The organism is Lysobacter sp. KIS68-7, assembly GCF_021284745.1.
GTDB lineage: Bacteria > Pseudomonadota > Gammaproteobacteria > Xanthomonadales > Xanthomonadaceae > Noviluteimonas.
The window spans coordinates 1,646,801-1,662,374 of sequence record NZ_CP089925.1; the positions used below are offsets into that span (position 1 = coordinate 1,646,801).

Consider the following 15,574-nt stretch of genomic DNA (forward strand, 5'->3'; position numbering starts at 1 on the left):
CGGTTTACTTCACCACGCCCAGTTCCTTGCCGATGCGCACGAACGCATCGATGGCACGGTCCAGGTGTTCGCGCGTATGCGCCGCGCTCATCTGCGTGCGGATGCGCGCCTGGCCCTTCGGCACGACCGGGAAGAAGAACCCGATCGCATAGATGCCTTCCTCGAGCAGGCGCTGCGCGAACTTCTGCGCCAGCGGTGCGTCGTAGAGCATCACGGGCGCGATGGGATGCACGCCCGGCTTGATGTCGAATCCCGCCTTGGTCATCTCCTCGCGGAAATGGCGCGTGTTGTCGGCCAGCCGCTCCCGCAGCTCGCCCGCGGACGACAGCATCTCGAACGCCTTGATCCCCGCGGCCACCACGTGCGGCGGCAGCGAGTTGGAGAACAGGTAGGGGCGGGAACGCTGGCGCAGCAGTTCGATGACTTCGCGCTTGGCCGTCGTGAAGCCGCCGAGTGCACCGCCCATCGCCTTGCCGAGCGTGCCAGTGAAGATGTCGATCTTGTCCATCACGCCCTTCACCTCGGCCGAGCCGCGGCCCGTCTTCCCGAGGAAACCGGTGGCGTGGCATTCGTCGATGTGCACGAGCGCGCCGTACTTCTTCGCGAGCGCGGTGATCTCGTCGAGCGGCGCGATGAAGCCGTCCATCGAGAACACGCCGTCGGAGGTGATCATGATCGTGCGCGCGCCGTCGGCCTTGGCCTGCTGGAGCTGTTTCTCCAGGTCCGCCATGTCGGAGTTGGCGTAGCGATAGCGCTTGGCCTTGCACAGGCGCACGCCGTCGATGATCGAGGCGTGGTTGAGCGCGTCGGAGATGATCGCGTCGTTCTCGTCCAGCAGCGGTTCGAACAAGCCGCCATTGGCATCGAAGCATGCGGCATAGAGGATCGTGTCCTCCGTGCCGAAGAAGTCCGCGATGGTCTTCTCGAGCTGCTTGTGCAGGTCCTGCGTGCCGCAGATGAAGCGCACGCTCGCCATGCCGAAGCCGTGCGTGTCGAGCGCGTCCTTCGCCGCCGCGATCACGTCGGGATGGTCGGCCAGGCCGAGGTAGTTGTTCGCGCAGAAGTTCAGCACCGTGCGGCCGTCGGCGAGCTTGATCTCCGCCGACTGCGGGCTGGTGATGATGCGCTCGGACTTGAACAGGCCCGCGTCGCGGATCTCGTCGAGCGTCTGCGAATAGCGCGAGGTCAGGCTGGTGTCGTTCATGGCGTCAGTTCCAGGAGAGCACGACCTTGCCGGCCTTGCCCGATTCCATCAGGTCGAAGCCTTCCTGGAACGAATCGATCGGCAACTGGTGCGTGAGCACCTTGCCGAGCGGGAAACCGCCCTGCACCAGCTGCGTCATCTTGTACCAGGTCTCGTACATGCGACGGCCGTAGATGCCGTGGAGCGTGAGGCCCTTGAAGATGATCTTGTCCCAGTCGGCGCCCGCGCCCTTCGGCATGATGCCGAGCATCGCGATCTTGCCGCCGTGGTACATGCAATCGAGCATGTCGTTGAACGCGCGCGGGTTGCCGCTCATCTCCAGGCCCACGTCGAAGCCTTCCATGTGCAGGTCGGCCATCACGTCCTTGAGCGAGGTGTTGGTGACGTTCACCACGCGCGTGGCGCCCATGTCGGCGGCGAGCTTCAGGCGGTAGTCGTTGACGTCGGTGACCACCACGTTGCGTGCGCCGATGTGCTTGCAGATGCCCGCCGCGATGATGCCGATGGGGCCCGCGCCGGTGATCAGCACGTCTTCGCCCACGACGTCGAACTCCAGCGCGCAGTGCGCGGCGTTGCCGTAGGGATCGAAGAATGCCGCGAGCTCGCTCGGGATCTGGTCCGGGATCGGCCACAGGTTGCTGGCCGGCATGACGATGAATTCGGCGAACGCGCCGTCGCGGTTGACGCCGATGCCGACGGTGTTCGGGCACAGGTGCTGGCGGCCGGCGCGGCAGTTGCGGCAATGGCCGCAGACGATGTGGCCCTCGGCCGACACGCGCTGGCCGACCTTGTATCCCGTCACGCCGGGGCCGAGGTCGACGATGCGGCCGACGAACTCGTGGCCGATCACCAGGCCCGGCTTGATCGTGCGCTGGCTCCACTCGTCCCACAGGTAGATGTGCAGGTCGGTGCCGCAGATGGCGGTCTTTTCCAGGCGGATCAGGACCTCGTTGGGGCCCGGCGTCGGCACGGGGACCTGTTCCATCCAGATGCCCTTGCCCGCTTCGCGCTTCACCAGCGCCTTCATCATCGTCATGTTCTGTGCGCCCGGTAAGTGGTGCGGAAGAGGGCGGCAATTATACTCGCGGGCCTTGCGAAGACCGGACCCGTTGCCCATGCGTCGAACCCTCCTGGCGGCCTCCCTCCTGCTTTGTGCGAACGCGCGCGCCGACGAAGGCATGTGGATGCCCTCGCAGTTGCCCGACATCGCCGCCCAGCTGCGCGCCGCGGGCTTCAAGGGCAACCCGTCCGACCTGGCCGACCTGACCAAGCCCCCGATGAGCGCGGTCGTGAAGGTCGGCGGCGCGACCGGCGCCTTCGTCTCGAAGGACGGCCTGGTGCTCACCAACCACCACGTCGCGTTCGGCGTCATCCAGTACAACTCGAAGCCCGATCGCGACCTGATCGCCAACGGCTTCATCGCCGCCGACCGCGCTTCCGAGCTCCCGGCGAATCCCGACTACCGCGTGCTGGTCACCACCGGCTTCGACCGCATCACCGACCGCATCCTCGCCAACGCGCGCGGCAAGCAGGGCAGGGCGTACTACGACGCCGTCGACGCCGCGACCAAGGCCGCGGTGGCCGAGTGCGAACGCGAGGCCGGCTATCGCTGCAGCGTCGCCAACATGGATTACGGCACCGACTTCTACCTGATCAGGCAGCTCGAACTGCGCGACATCCGCCTCGTCTACGCACCGCCGGACGAGATCGGCAACTACGGCGACGAGGTCGACAACTTCGTGTGGCCGCGCCACTCCGGCGATTTCACGCTGCTGCGCGCCTACGTCGGCAAGGACGGCAAGCCCGCCGACTATTCGCCGGACAACGTGCCCTACGCGCCGCCCGCACACCTGCAGGTCTCCACGCGCCATGTGAAGGACGGCGACTTCGCGATGCTCGCCGGCTATCCGGGCGTGACCTTCCGCCATCGCATGGCCTCGGAGTTCGGCAACCAGATCGAATGGCAGCTGCCTTCGCGCATCGCGCTGTTCGACGGCGTGATCAAGACCATCGAATCCAGCGCCGCGCCGGACGCGAATGCGAAGGTGGCCTACGCCTCGCAGGTGCAGAGCCTGAAGAACAACCTCAAGCGCGCGCAGGGCGAACTCGACGGCCTGCGCCGCAGCGACGCCGTGAATGTGCGCAACGACGAGGAAGCGCAACTGCTCGCCTGGCTTGCGAAGCAGCCCGCCGCCGCCGCCACGCGCACCGACATCGACGCCGCGCAGGCGTTGCTCAAGCAAGCCATGGCCACGCGCGACCGCGACCAGCTCGTCGGCGCGATCCGTTCGCAGACGCAGTTGCTGCGCGCCGCGCTTACCGTGCAGCGCCTGGCGATCGAACGCGCCAAGCCCGACCCGGAACGCGAAGCCGGTTACCAGCTCCGCGACGAAACGCTGATCGCCGGGCAGCTCAAGCAGGTGCAGCGTCGTTACTCGCCCGCGGTCGAGAAGGCGATCCTGGCCAACCTGCTGGCGCAGTACATGGCGCTTCCGGCCGCGCAGCACCTGCCGGAATTCGACAGCGTGTTCGGCGCGACGAAGGAGCAGATGACCGCGAAGCTCGACGCGCTCTATGCCGGCACCAAGCTCGGCGACGAAGCCGTGCGCACCTCGCTGATGCAGAAGGACGCGCAGCCGGCCAACGATCCGGATCCGATGCTGGTCGCGGCGAAGACCCTGACGCCGGCCTACCTGCGCATCGAAGACGAGACCAAGCAGCGCGAAGGCGACCTGCTGCGCCTGCGCCCGGCCTACATGCGTGCGCTGTCGGCGTACAGCAAGTCGCAGGGCCACGCGGTGTATCCGGATGCCAACTCGACGCTGCGCGTGAGCTACGGCCGCATCTCGCCGATGTCGCCGCGCGATGGCATCGACTACCGCCCGCTCACCACCGTGCAGGGCATCCTCGAAAAGCACACCGGCGTGCGTCCGTTCGATGCGCCCAAGCCGCTGCGCGACGCGATCGCGAAGGGCGACTTCGGCACCACCGCCGATCCGGTGCTGAAGACGCAGACGGTCGATCTGATGACGAACCTCGACACGACCGGCGGCAACTCCGGTTCGCCCGTGCTCGACGCCGACGGCAAGCTCATCGGCCTGAACTTCGACAGCAACTGGGAAGCGGTCAGCGCAAGCTGGATGTACGACCCGCGTTACAAGCGCGCGATCCACGTCGACATGCGTTACCTGCGCTGGCTGCTCGCCAAGGTGTATCCGGCGCCGCACCTGCTCAAGGAAATGCAGCTGCCGGCCGAGTAATCAGGCCGGCAACGCGTAGTCGAAGGTGTAGTAGTGCTGGCCGTCGACGATGTCGATGGCCATGCGCCCGGCCAGGCCGGTGAGTCCGTCGGTGCCCGAATCGGGCACCACGACCAGGTCGAGCTTCGGCGCACCGCGTTCCATCAGCCCCGAATGCTGGAAGAAGAACGTGCCGCTGCGCCCTTCGAGCGTGGCGTTCACGCGTTCGATCGCAACGTAGCCGCCGGAACCCGGCACGGCCGTCATCACGGCGAGCATGTGCACGACGCTGGTGGCCGTCAGCGGCCCCTCGAACGTCTTGTCGAAGCGGAAATGCCCGCCCTCCACGCCGTCGCCCAGGTCGACCGCCGGTTCCGCGCTGCGCTTGACTTCGAACTTCCCTTTCGCCTGCTGGGCCATCGTGCTTGCTCCGTGGAGGGAGCGGCATGTTAGGCTCGTTGCGTCGCGGATTCCCATGCCAGCCGGCCCCGTTTCCCGACCGCAAGACAGATCCAATCTTTCCGCTCGCCGGCTGGTGTTGGTTTTTCCGCGCTCCCTTCCCGAACCTCGGAGCGTGCGGATGAAAGTGCTGGCGTGCGATGGCATCCATGAAGACGGTCTCCAGTTGTTCCGCCTTGCAGGCTGGGACGTGGCCATCTCCGACCCCATCAAGGACCCCGACGAGCTCGCCGCCGCGATCGCGGACGCCGATGCCTTGCTGGTCCGCTCCGCGACCCAGGTCCCCGCATCCGCGCTCGAAGGCGCGCGACGCCTGCGGGTGATCGGCCGCGCCGGCGCCGGCGTGGACACGATCGACGTCGACGCCGCGACGGCCAAGGGCATCGCGGTGATGAACGCCCCCGACGGCAACACGCTCGCCGCCGCCGAACACGCGCTCTCGCTGCTGTTCGCGCTCGCCCGCCACATCCCGCGCGCCGATGCCGGCATGAAAGCGGGGCAGTGGCCCAAGGCCGGCCTCACCGGCTTCGAACTCGAAGGCAAGAAGCTCGGCGTCATCGGCCTCGGGCGCATCGGCGGCACCGTCGCGCGCAAGGCGCAGGGCATCGGCATGGAAGTCGCTGCCTACGATCCCTTCCTTCCGCCTTCGGCCGCGGGCAAGGGCAGCGTGCCGCTGAAGACGCTCGACGAACTGCTCGCCTGGGCCGACATCGTCACCCTGCACATCCCGCGCACGAAGGAAACGACCCATCTGTTGTCCGAGGCGCGCCTGCGTGCGATGAAGCCCGGTGCGTATCTCATCAATGCCGCGCGCGGCGGACTCGTCGACGAAGCCGCGTTGCTGCGCCTGCTCGACGAAGGCCATCTCGGCGGCGCCGCACTCGACACGTTCGCGACCGAGCCGCTGCCCGCGGATTCGCCGCTGCGTCCGCATCCCAAGCTCATCCTCACGCCGCACCTCGGCGCGTCGACGAGCGAAGCGCAGCAAGCGGTCAGCACGATCCTCGCGCGGCAGGTCATCGACTTCGTCGCCACCGGCGCCGTCGCCGGCTGCGTGAACCTGCCGCCGCTCACCGCGGAGGCCGCGCGCGAAGTCGGCCCGTGGATGCCGCTGATGTCCGCGCTGGGCCGCCTCGCCGCGCGCCTGGTGCCCGCGCCCACGCGCCTGGAGGTCACGTACGCAGGCCGCACCGACGCGCTCGATACGCGCCCGCTGACGCGACTGCTGGTGGCCGCGCTGCTCGGGACGCATTCCGGTCGCGTCACCCCGGTGAATGCGTTGCAGCAGGCGGCGTCGCGCGGACTCATCGTGGCCGAAACCATCGGCGGCGACGGCGACGGTTTCGACCGCCTGCTGCGCATCCGCGTGGAAAGCGACACGCGCACGCGCGAGATCGAAGCGACCCTGCACCGCGGCCCGCGCGTCGTGCGCCTGGACGGCGTGGAGATCGAATTCGACCCGCAGGCGCATGTGCTGCTCCTGCGCAACGAAGACCGGCCGGGCATGATCGGCACCGTCGGCTCGCAACTCGGCGCGGCGGGCATCAACATCGTGAACTTCGCACTCGGTGCGTCGGGCGATGGCCAGGCGCGCGCGGCCATCACCGTCGACCAACCGCTCGACGAAGCACAACTGTCCACCCTGCGCGCCACGCCCGGCGTGCTTTCGCTGCAACAGGTCTGACGCATGAAGATCCTGCTCGCCCGCCATGGCGAAACCGCATGGAACGCCGAAGGCCGCTACCAGGGCCAGGAAGACATTCCGCTCTCCGAAGTCGGCGAATCACAGGCGCGCGCACTCGGCGAACGCCTGCGCCACGTGCACATCGACAAGGCGGTCGCCTCGCCGCTCAAGCGCGCACTGCGCACCGCCGAACTCGCCCTCGGCGACGACCGCCTCGCACGTCTGACCACCGACGCGGGCCTGATGGAAATCGCGCACGGCACCTGGGAAGGCTTGCTCGCCGCGGAGATCCGCGAACGCGATCCGGATCGACTCCACGCCTGGCGCCACGCACCGCATGAGGTGCTGATGCCCGAAGGCGAATCGCTGCAGCACGTGTTCGACCGCGCATGGCCCGCGCTCGCGCGCGCCGCCGAAGGCCTCGGCGAACACGACACGCTGCTCGTCGTCGCCCACGACGCGGTCAATCGCGTCCTGCTGTGCAAGGTGCTCGGCCTGCCGCTCGCGCGCCTGTGGACCTTCCGCCAGGCGCCGACCACGCTCAACCTGCTCGAAGGTCCCGACGTCGAGCACCTGGACGTCGTGCGCATGAACGACGCGAGCCACACCACGGCATTGTTCGGCGAAGCCGTGCACCGGGCGTTGTGATGGCGCGTTCGCTTTCCGAGTGGCTGGCGTACATCGAGCGCCAGCATCCGAAGTCGATCGAACTCGGCCTCGATCGCGTGCGCGCGGTGGCTGAAAGCATGGGCCTCGTTGCGCCAGCGGAGCGTTCCATCGTCGTGGGCGGCACGAACGGCAAGGGCTCGACGGTCGCCTTCCTGGAATCGATCGCGCGCGCCTCCGGCCTGCGCGTCGGCACGTACACCTCGCCGCACCTGCTGCGCTACAACGAACGCGTGCGCATCGACGGGCGCGACATCGACGACGCGCCACTCGTCGAAGCCTTCGATGCGGTCGAGGCCGCGCGCGGTGACACGTCGCTCACCTATTTCGAGTACGGCACGCTCGCCGCGCTGTGGCTGTTCGAACGCGAGCGGCTCGATCTCGCGATCCTCGAAGTCGGCCTCGGCGGCCGCCTGGATGCGGTGAACATCGTCGATGCCGATGTCGCGGTGATCACCACCGTCGACCTGGACCACCAGGACTGGCTCGGCGAGGACCGCGAAACGATCGGCAAGGAGAAGGCCGGCATCGCGCGTGCATGGAAGCCGCTGGTGATCGGCGACGACGATCCGCCCTCGAGCGTGCTCGGGTACGCCTACCGCATCGGCGCTTCGGCCGTGCGCGCGAACTGCGATTTCTTCTTCGAAGCGAGCGACGATGGCGGTTGGCGCTGGCGCGAAGTGAATTACGCCGTCGACCTGCCGATGCCCGCACTCGCCGCGCCCGTGCAGATGCGCAACGCGGCGATCGCGATCGCGACGCTGCGCGCGCTCGACATCCCGATGTCACGGGAGGCGATCGCGGAGGGCATCGCTTCGGCGCATGTGCCGGGGCGCCTGCAGCGCTTCGAACGCGACGGGGTCGAGATCCTCGTCGACGTCGGACACAACCCGCAGGCCGCGCGCGCCCTGGCGGACTGGCTCGCCGCATCGCCCGCATCGGGCCGGACCGTGGCGATCTATGCGGCGCTGGGCGACAAGGATGTGGCCGGCGTGGTGGAGGCGCTCGCCCCGCGCATCGACGCGTGGATCCTCGCCGGACTCGCGGACGCGGGCCCGCGCGGCACGACGGTCGAGGCCTTCGCCGACCGCCTGCGGGACACGCCCGCCGCCACCGGCACCCGCCATGCGACCGTCGCCGAGGCGCTCCAGGCCGCGCGCAAGGCAGGCAAGGCCGGCGATCGCGTCCTCGTGTTCGGTTCGTTTTTTACGGTTGCGGCGGCGATCACGGCCTTGGGTTCAGAAGCCCGCTGAGGCAGCGGTCTATAATTGCGCCCGGCAACGTCGCCGGTCGCAGGTCCAACCGCCCTCGATGGAACCCGCCCTGAAACAGCGCCTCGTCGGCGCGGCCGTGCTGGTCGCGCTCGCCATCATCTTCCTGCCCATGTTGATCCAGGGCCCGGCGCCGGAAAGTGGCATCGCCGACGTTCCCCTCGATGCACCGCGCCCGCCGCAGGGCGAATTCGAAACGCGCGACCTCCCGCTCGTGGCCCCGGAAGCGACGCCCGCCGACGGCGCGCTCGGCATGGACGCGACGCCGGCCACCGCGCCCGTCGCCGCAGCGACGACCCAGGTGAGCGCCGATCCTGCACTCGCCAATCCCGACGCCGCGGACCTCGCAGCGACCGCGAGCGCGCAACCCGCGCCCGCCACCACCATCGCCTCCAAGCCGCTGCGCGACACCACCGTCGCGACCGCCGCACTCCCCGATACGACGAAGTCCGCGCCCGCGCAGATGCTTCCGGCGCCCACCGCCGGCGGCAACTACGTCGTGAACTTCGGCAGTTATTCCACCGCCGCGGCTGCCGACAAGCTGGTGGCCTCGCTGCGCACCTCGGGCCTGTCCGCCAAGCGCGAAGGCGCCACGGTCAACGGCAAGGCGATGCAGCGCGTGCGCATCGGTCCTTACGCGACACGCGCCGAAGCCGAATCCGCGCGCCTGAAGGCCGCCCACGTGCGCGATGACGTCAAGGCGCAGGTCGTGGCCCTGGACGCCGAGCCCGCGGCACCGGCAGAGGTGGCGAAGCCCACGCAGGCCAAGCCCGGCACCACGGTCGTTGCGAAAGCCGCCGAGCCCAAGCCCGTGACGGTCGCCACGGCCGCTTCCAAGCCGGCCTCGACGCCGGCCGCGTCCGGCACCGGGTTCGCCGTCCAGCTTGCCGCCTTCAGCAAGGCCGCCGATGCCAACGCGCTGCGCGATCGCCTGCGCGCCGCCGGTTTCAGCGCCTTCACCGAAGTCGTGAACACCGACAAGGGCACCCTCACTCGCGTGCGCGTGGGTCCCGTGTTGAATCGCGCCGAAGCGGACCAATTGAAGGCGCAGGTCAAGTCCAAGGTCGGGCTGGACGGCGTCGTCCGCCCGCATCCCTAAGCAGCAGGAACCCCCCAATCCATGTGCGGCATCGTCGGAATCGTCGGAACCACTGAAGTCGCCGCTGCGCTGTACGACGGCCTGACCGTCCTGCAGCACCGTGGCCAGGACGCGGCCGGCATCGCCACCGCCGACCGCGGCAAGCTGCGCGTGCACAAGGGCAACGGCCTGGTGCGCGACGTGTTCGACGAAGAAGCGATGCGCTCGCTCGAAGGGCGCGTGGGCATCGCGCACTGCCGCTATCCCACCGCCGGTTCGGAAGGCGACGACGAAGCGCAGCCGTTCTACGTCAATTCGCCCTACGGCATCGCGCTGGCGCACAACGGCAACCTGATCAACACCGACGCACTGCGCCGCGAGGTGTTCGAAGAGGACCGTCGCAACGTCAACACCGAATCCGATTCGGAAGTGCTGCTCAACGTGTTCGCGCACGAGCTCGACACGCAGAAGGCGCTGACGCCTGAGGCGGTGTTCCGCGCCGTCGAAGGCGTGAACCGCCGCGCGAAGGGCGGCTACGCCGTCGTCTGCACGGTGCTCGGCCTGGGCCTGGTGGCGTTCCGCGATCCGCACGGCATCCGCCCGCTGGTGCTCGGCCGCCGCACGACGGCGCAGGGCAACGAATACGCCGTCGCGTCCGAATCCGTCGCGCTCGACGTGCTCGGCTTCGAACGCATGCGCGACGTCGCGCCGGGCGAAGCCGTCGTGGTCACTGCGCGCGGCGAGCTGCACACGCAGCTGTGCGCGGAGAAGACCGACTTCGCGCCCTGCATTTTCGAGTACGTGTACTTCGCGCGCCCCGACTCGATGATCGATGACATCTCGGTGCACAAGGCGCGCATGCGCATGGGCGTGACGCTCGGCGAGAAGATCCTGCGCCTGCGCCCGAACCACGACATCGACGTGGTCATCCCGATCCCCGACACCTCGCGCGACTCCGCGCTGGAAATTGCCAACGTGCTGGGCGTGAAGTACCGCGAGGGCTTCATCAAGAACCGTTACGTCGGCCGCACCTTCATCATGCCGGGGCAGGGCGAGCGCGTGAAATCGGTGAAGCGCAAGCTCAATCCGATTCCGCTGGAATTCCGCGGCCGCAACGTACTGCTGGTGGACGACTCGATCGTGCGCGGCACCACCTCGCGCCAGATCGTGCAGATGGCGCGCGAGGCCGGCGCCAACAAGGTGTACCTCGCATCCGCGGCACCGCCGGTGCGTTACCCGAACATCTACGGCATCGACATGCCGTCGTCGGAAGAACTCGTCGCGCACGGCCACACCGAAGCCGAGATCGAACAGATGCTCGGATGCGACTGGCTGATCTACCAGGACCTGAAGGACCTGGAAGTCGCGGTCGCCGGCCCGAAGCACCCGGGGCGCAAGTTCGACAGCTCCTGCTTCAGCGGCGAATACGTCACGGGCATTGAGCCGGATTACTTCGAACGCATCCGGCAGCTGCGCTCGGACGAGGCGAAGAAAAAGCGCCGCGCCTGACGCCATGGCCTCGCTGTTCGACGCGGCACGCGCGTGCCTCGATGCGGCGACGCCGGACGACAAACTCGCACGCACCGCGGAGGCGGCGAAGGCCTTCGCAGACGGTGCATTCGCGCTGCTGGAAGACGATCGCGAGCCCGAACCCATTCGCATGCCGGGCCGCCCGGAGCGCCCGCGCCTGGTGCATCCGCGCGAATTGCCGCGCCGTGGTTTCGGCACGCTCGAGGGGCGCGCGGCCTTCATCCACGCCGTGGCGCACATCGAGTTCAACGCGATCGACCTGGCGTGGGATGCGGTGTATCGCTTCCGCCATTTCCCGCCGGCGTATTACGCGGACTGGATCGGCGTGGCGTCCGATGAAGCACGCCACTTCGCGATGCTGCGCACGCGCCTGCGCGAATTCGGCCACGACTACGGCGACTTCGACGCGCACAACGGTTTGTGGGAAATGGCGGAGAAGACCGCGCACGATGCGTTGGCGCGCATGGCGTTGGTGCCGCGCGTGCTCGAAGCGCGCGGGCTCGATGTCACGCCGGGCATGATCGTGAAGCTGCGGTCGCTGGGCGACGACGCGACGGCCGACATCCTCGAGGTCATCCTGCGCGAGGAAGTGGGGCATGTCGCGGCGGGATCGCGGTGGTATCGGTGGTGCTGCGCGCTGCAGGGCATCGAGCCCCGTGCGAAGTTCCGCGAGCTGCTCGGAGCGTACGCGCGGCCGGTGTTGCACGGGCCGTTCAACCTGGAAGCGCGCAGTGCGGCGGGCTTCGACGAGGAAGAGCTCGCGGCGTTGCAGCAGCTCGACATGCAATCGCGCAGCTAGCGCGTCATTCGGAATTCCCCGATACCCGGGCGGGCAGCGAAAGGCGAGGATGTCGCATCGGTCGTCGCGGTTGTCACTTGACAACCACGACACCACCCTCTAGCCTGCGCGGAGCCCGACATGGCAAGGAAGCGGCATCCGAAACCCGAGGTGGAGTCGGCGATTCGCCATGCCGAATCGCACGGATGGCGCATCCAGGTCGGTGGCGCACACGCGTGGGGCCGCATGCTCTGCCCTTACGACGATGCCGCGTGCCGCTGCGGCGAGTTTTGCATCACCGGGATCTGGAGCACGCCGAAGAATCCCGGCATCCATGGCAGGCAGCTCAGGCGCGTGGTGGACAACTGCGCGCACGAACGAATCGGCAAGGGCGTTTGATCGGCAGGAGACCATCCAAGATGCGCGAATACGAGTTCACCCTGAAGTTCCGGCTGTCCGACCCGGCCGCGGATCCCGACCAGCATCTGGAGGCGCTGGCGGCGTCCGGCTGCGACGATGCCACCGTGGGTCTCGGCCAACGCGGTCGAATCGCGCTGGTGTTCGCACGCGAATCAAAATCCGCATGGGCCGCCATCGCGTCGGCCGTGCGCGACGTCAAGCAGGCGATCCCGGGTGCCGAACTCATCGAAGCCTCGCCGGATTTCGTCGGCCTGAGCGACTTGGCGGACATCGCGGGCTTCACGCGCCAGAACATGCGCAAGCTGATGCTCAGCAACATCGCCACGTTCCCGCTGGCCGTGCACGAGGGCACGCCTTCGCTGTGGCATCTCGCCAGCGTGCTCACCTGGCTGCAGGACCATCAGCAGCGCCCCGTCGATGGCGTGCTGCTGGACATCGCGAAAACCAACATGGTGCTGAACATCGCGAAGGAAACGCGTCGCCTGCCGGGCGCGGCCTTGCCGAAGGAACTCGTGCCGCTGTTCGCCTGATCAGGCCGTCAGCGCGGCAAGCCGCGCGCCGTCGCGGTCCACGCGCAGCACCGATCCCTGTTCGTACCAATCGCCCAGCACGATGCGCTTGCCGTGCGCTTCGTCATGCACCCTTGGCCGATGCGTGTGTCCGTGGATCAGGCGCGGAATGCCGAAGCGCGCCATGGTGGCGTCCACCGTCGCAGGGGCCACGTCGGTGATCGCTTCCATCAGGCCTTCCTGCTTCAGCCCGGATTGGTGCGCCTTGCTCGCCGCACGCGCCTGGTGCGCGAACGCAAGGCGCGCCGGCAAGGGCTGCGAAAGGAACTGCGCCTGCCACTTCGGATCGCGCGTCTGCGCGCGGAATGCCTGGTAGGCCTTGTCGTCCGTGCACAAGGTGTCGCCGTGCATCAGGATCGCCGGCTCGCCTTCGAGCACGACGACCGCGGGGTCGGGAAGAATGCGCATTCGCGCGCGGCGTGCGTAGTCCTCGCCGAGCAGGAAGTCGCGATTGCCGCGGATGAAGAACGTCGGCGTACCGGCCGCTGCAAGCGCCGCAATGCGATCGGCGACGAAGGCGCCGACCTCGGAGGGATCGTCGTCGCCCACCCAGGCCTCGAACAGGTCGCCGAGGATGTAGAGCGCGTCGGCGCCACGGGCCTCGTCGGCCAGGAAATGGCCGAAGAGTTCGGTGATCGCGGGCCGCTCGGCGTCGAGGTGGAGGTCGGAAATGAACAACGTAGGCATCGCGGCATTCTACCGGCCGGGGGCGTAAAATCGCCCGTCTTTTCCGCCCCCGATGGCAACGCCCCCATGGCCGTCCGCACCCGTTTTGCCCCGAGCCCCACCGGTTACCTGCACATCGGCGGCGCGCGCGCCGCGCTGTACTGCTGGCTGGAAGCACGCCGCCACGACGGCAAGTTCATCCTGCGCATCGAAGACACCGACCGCGAGCGCAGCACGCAGGGTGCGATCGACGCGATCCTGGAGGCGATGGCGTGGCTCGGCCTGGACTACGACGAGGGCCCGATCTACCAGACCCAGCGCATCGACCGCTATCGCGAAGTCGCCGAGCAGATGGTCAAGGACGGCACGGCGTATTACGCCTACGAGACGAAGGAAGAGCTCGAGGCGATGCGCGAAGCCGCGATGGCCGCGAACGAGAAGCCGCGTTACAACGGCGCGTACCGCGACAAGAACGCCGGCCACCGCGATGATCCGAACCGCGTGATCCGCTTCAGGAATCCGCTCGACGGCACCGTCGTGTGGGACGACAAGATCAAGGGCCGCATCGAGATCGCCAACAGCGAGCTCGACGACCTCGTGATCTTCCGCAGCGACGGTTACCCGACCTACAACTTCGCGGTCGTCGTGGACGACGTGGACATGGAAATCAGCGACGTCGTGCGCGGCGACGACCACGTCAACAACACGCCGCGGCAGATCAACATCTATCGCGCGCTGGGCAAGCCGGTGCCGCACTTCGCGCACATGCCGATGATCCTGGACGAGCAGGGCGCCAAGCTGTCCAAGCGCACGGGCGCGGCGGACGTCATGCAGTACCGCGATGCCGGCTACCTGCCGCACGCACTGCTGAACTACCTCGCGCGCCTGGGCTGGTCGCACGGCGACCAGGAAATCTTCTCGATCCCCGAACTCAAGCAACTGTTCTCGCTGAACGAGGTCAATTCGAAGGCCTCGCGCCTGGACTCCGCAAAGCTCGGTTGGCTCAACCAGCAGTACCTGAAGTCGGACGATCCGGCCGAAGTCGGCAAGCACCTGGAATTCCACCTGCGCGCTGCCGGTTACGACCTGGCGAAAGGCCCCGCGCCCGCCGACATCGTCATCGCCATGCGCGACCGCGTGCAGACGCTGAAGGACATGGCCGAGCGCGCCGCCGTTTGGTTCGGCCCGCTCACGGAATACGACGAAGCCGCCGTCGCCAAGCACCTCAACACTGCCGCCCGCGCGCCGCTCGCCGATGCGCGCGAACGCCTCGCCGCGTTGCCGCAGTGGACCGCCGACACCGTGAGCCAGGCGCTGCACGCCACCGCCGAAGCGCTCGGCATCGGCATGGGCAAGGTCGCGCAGCCGATGCGCGTGGCCATCACCGGCACGCAGGTCAGCCCCGACATCTCGCACACGGTGTACCTGGCCGGCCGCGACGAAGCGCTGCGCCGCATCGACGCCGCCCTTGCAAAAGTGCCTGCCGAGGCCTAAATCGAGCGCATGGGCCACCATTCCCCCTGCACCGATCCCAAGCACCACGTGCACGACGCCGACGCGTACGTGCACCAGGTGGAGCGTGCATGCGAGAAGCGCGGCCTGAACCTCACGCCGCTGCGCGCGACTGCGCTGCGGCTGATCGCCGATGCGGGCCGGCCGATGAAGGCCTACGAACTGCTCGACAAGATGAAGGCGACGCATGAAGGCGCCGCACCGCCCACCGTGTATCGCGCGCTCGATTTCCTGCTCGAGCACGGGTTCGTGCACAAGCTCTCGTCGATCAACGCCTACGTCGGTTGCCACCACCCGGGTGGCGAAATGCATGCGGTGCCGTTCCTCATCTGCGACCGCTGCCATTCGGCGACTGAGTTGGAGGACGACTCGATCGTCTCCGCGCTCGATGCCTCCGCGCGCGCCCTCGGTTTCGCGCCGCAGGCGCAGACGCTCGAAGTGCACGGCGTTTGTGCGGATTGCGCCGCCAAGGCCGCTTGAGGGGCTGAAGGGGCAGGG

The 15,574-nt window shown here is 68.1% G+C and carries 15 protein-coding genes; 11 read left to right on the plus strand and 4 right to left on the minus strand.

Features of this window, described 5'->3' with window-relative positions; genetic code table 11:
* Positions 1-4 precede the first annotated feature (4 nt).
* Both kbl and tdh read right to left on the minus strand, forming a co-directional pair.
* Entirely contained in the window at positions 5-1,204 is a 1,200-nt protein-coding gene (kbl, locus tag LVB87_RS07925) for a glycine C-acetyltransferase (protein WP_232897450.1), read from the minus strand.
* Positions 1,205-1,208: 4 nt separating this feature from the next.
* Positions 1,209-2,231 (minus strand): L-threonine 3-dehydrogenase, encoded by a 1,023-nt coding sequence (gene tdh, locus LVB87_RS07930; protein ID WP_232900513.1) that lies wholly within the window; start codon positions 2,229-2,231, stop codon positions 1,209-1,211.
* A gap of 88 nt (positions 2,232-2,319) precedes the next feature.
* Here tdh and LVB87_RS07935 point away from each other — a divergent pair, with 88 nt between their 5' ends.
* Positions 2,320-4,464 carry a S46 family peptidase gene (locus tag LVB87_RS07935; protein ID WP_232897451.1) on the plus strand — a complete coding sequence of 715 codons (2,145 nt, stop codon included), beginning with the start codon at positions 2,320-2,322 and terminating at the stop codon, positions 4,462-4,464.
* Here the strand turns inward: LVB87_RS07935 and LVB87_RS07940 are convergent, their stop codons facing one another.
* Positions 4,465-4,863, minus strand: coding sequence for a DUF3224 domain-containing protein (locus LVB87_RS07940; protein WP_232897452.1), 399 nt, complete (start codon positions 4,861-4,863; stop codon positions 4,465-4,467).
* Positions 4,864-5,023: 160 nt separating this feature from the next.
* On the opposite strand from LVB87_RS07940, the gene serA reads away from it, so the two are divergent.
* The 8 genes from serA to LVB87_RS07980 all read left to right on the plus strand — a co-directional run bounded on the left by serA (position 5,024) and on the right by LVB87_RS07980 (position 12,859).
* Positions 5,024-6,586 (plus strand): phosphoglycerate dehydrogenase, encoded by a 1,563-nt coding sequence (gene serA, locus LVB87_RS07945; protein WP_232897453.1) that lies wholly within the window; start codon positions 5,024-5,026, stop codon positions 6,584-6,586.
* Between the two features lie 3 nt (positions 6,587-6,589).
* Complete coding sequence (locus LVB87_RS07950) at positions 6,590-7,234, plus strand: histidine phosphatase family protein (RefSeq protein WP_232897454.1); 645 nt, start codon at positions 6,590-6,592, stop codon at positions 7,232-7,234.
* Entirely contained in the window at positions 7,234-8,505 is a 1,272-nt protein-coding gene (gene folC / locus LVB87_RS07955) for a bifunctional tetrahydrofolate synthase/dihydrofolate synthase (RefSeq protein WP_232897455.1), read from the plus strand. The genes LVB87_RS07950 and folC overlap by 1 nt, the downstream gene beginning before the upstream one ends.
* A 58-nt stretch (positions 8,506-8,563) precedes the next feature.
* Entirely contained in the window at positions 8,564-9,622 is a 1,059-nt protein-coding gene (locus LVB87_RS07960; protein WP_232897456.1) for an SPOR domain-containing protein, read from the plus strand.
* 21 nt (positions 9,623-9,643) lie between these two features.
* The gene (purF, locus tag LVB87_RS07965) at positions 9,644-11,110 is read left to right on the plus strand and encodes an amidophosphoribosyltransferase (RefSeq protein WP_232897457.1); all 1,467 of its coding nucleotides are present in this window, start codon (positions 9,644-9,646) and stop codon (positions 11,108-11,110) included.
* Between the two features lie 4 nt (positions 11,111-11,114).
* Positions 11,115-11,930 carry a ferritin-like domain-containing protein gene (locus LVB87_RS07970; protein ID WP_232897458.1) on the plus strand — a complete coding sequence of 272 codons (816 nt, stop codon included), beginning with the start codon at positions 11,115-11,117 and terminating at the stop codon, positions 11,928-11,930.
* A 120-nt stretch (positions 11,931-12,050) separates the two neighbouring features.
* Entirely contained in the window at positions 12,051-12,308 is a 258-nt protein-coding gene (locus LVB87_RS07975; protein ID WP_232897459.1) for a hypothetical protein, read from the plus strand.
* 20 nt (positions 12,309-12,328) lie between these two features.
* Positions 12,329-12,859: a DNA-binding protein gene (locus LVB87_RS07980; protein WP_232897460.1), complete on the plus strand. Its 531-nt coding sequence runs from the start codon at positions 12,329-12,331 to the stop codon at positions 12,857-12,859.
* On the opposite strand, the gene lpxH is transcribed toward LVB87_RS07980, so the two are convergent.
* Entirely contained in the window at positions 12,860-13,585 is a 726-nt protein-coding gene (gene lpxH / locus LVB87_RS07985; protein ID WP_232897461.1) for a UDP-2,3-diacylglucosamine diphosphatase, read from the minus strand.
* Positions 13,586-13,651: 66 nt separating this feature from the next.
* Between lpxH and gltX the strand changes: the two genes are divergently transcribed.
* The gene (gene gltX, locus LVB87_RS07990; RefSeq protein ID WP_232897462.1) at positions 13,652-15,058 is read left to right on the plus strand and encodes a glutamate--tRNA ligase; all 1,407 of its coding nucleotides are present in this window, start codon (positions 13,652-13,654) and stop codon (positions 15,056-15,058) included.
* A gap of 9 nt (positions 15,059-15,067) precedes the next feature.
* On the plus strand, positions 15,068-15,556 hold the full coding sequence (locus LVB87_RS07995) for a transcriptional repressor (RefSeq protein WP_232897463.1): 489 nt from the start codon (positions 15,068-15,070) through the stop codon (positions 15,554-15,556).
* The last annotated feature ends 18 nt before the right edge of the window (positions 15,557-15,574 follow it).

Coding starts and splice junctions, on each gene's coding strand:
- LVB87_RS07950 (WP_232897454.1), top strand. CDS start 6,590: ATGAAGATCCTGCTCGCCCGCCATGGCGAAACCGCATGGAACGCCGAA.
- lpxH (WP_232897461.1), bottom strand. CDS start 13,585: ATGCCTACGTTGTTCATTTCCGACCTCCACCTCGACGCCGAGCGGCCC.
- kbl (WP_232897450.1), bottom strand. CDS start 1,204: ATGAACGACACCAGCCTGACCTCGCGCTATTCGCAGACGCTCGACGAG.
- gltX (WP_232897462.1), top strand. CDS start 13,652: ATGGCCGTCCGCACCCGTTTTGCCCCGAGCCCCACCGGTTACCTGCAC.
- LVB87_RS07970 (WP_232897458.1), top strand. CDS start 11,115: ATGGCCTCGCTGTTCGACGCGGCACGCGCGTGCCTCGATGCGGCGACG.
- LVB87_RS07960 (WP_232897456.1), top strand. CDS start 8,564: ATGGAACCCGCCCTGAAACAGCGCCTCGTCGGCGCGGCCGTGCTGGTC.
- LVB87_RS07935 (WP_232897451.1), top strand. CDS start 2,320: ATGCGTCGAACCCTCCTGGCGGCCTCCCTCCTGCTTTGTGCGAACGCG.
- serA (WP_232897453.1), top strand. CDS start 5,024: ATGAAAGTGCTGGCGTGCGATGGCATCCATGAAGACGGTCTCCAGTTG.
- LVB87_RS07940 (WP_232897452.1), bottom strand. CDS start 4,863: ATGGCCCAGCAGGCGAAAGGGAAGTTCGAAGTCAAGCGCAGCGCGGAA.
- tdh (WP_232900513.1), bottom strand. CDS start 2,231: ATGAAGGCGCTGGTGAAGCGCGAAGCGGGCAAGGGCATCTGGATGGAA.
- LVB87_RS07975 (WP_232897459.1), top strand. CDS start 12,051: ATGGCAAGGAAGCGGCATCCGAAACCCGAGGTGGAGTCGGCGATTCGC.
- purF (WP_232897457.1), top strand. CDS start 9,644: ATGTGCGGCATCGTCGGAATCGTCGGAACCACTGAAGTCGCCGCTGCG.
- LVB87_RS07980 (WP_232897460.1), top strand. CDS start 12,329: ATGCGCGAATACGAGTTCACCCTGAAGTTCCGGCTGTCCGACCCGGCC.
- LVB87_RS07995 (WP_232897463.1), top strand. CDS start 15,068: ATGGGCCACCATTCCCCCTGCACCGATCCCAAGCACCACGTGCACGAC.
- folC (WP_232897455.1), top strand. CDS start 7,234: ATGGCGCGTTCGCTTTCCGAGTGGCTGGCGTACATCGAGCGCCAGCAT.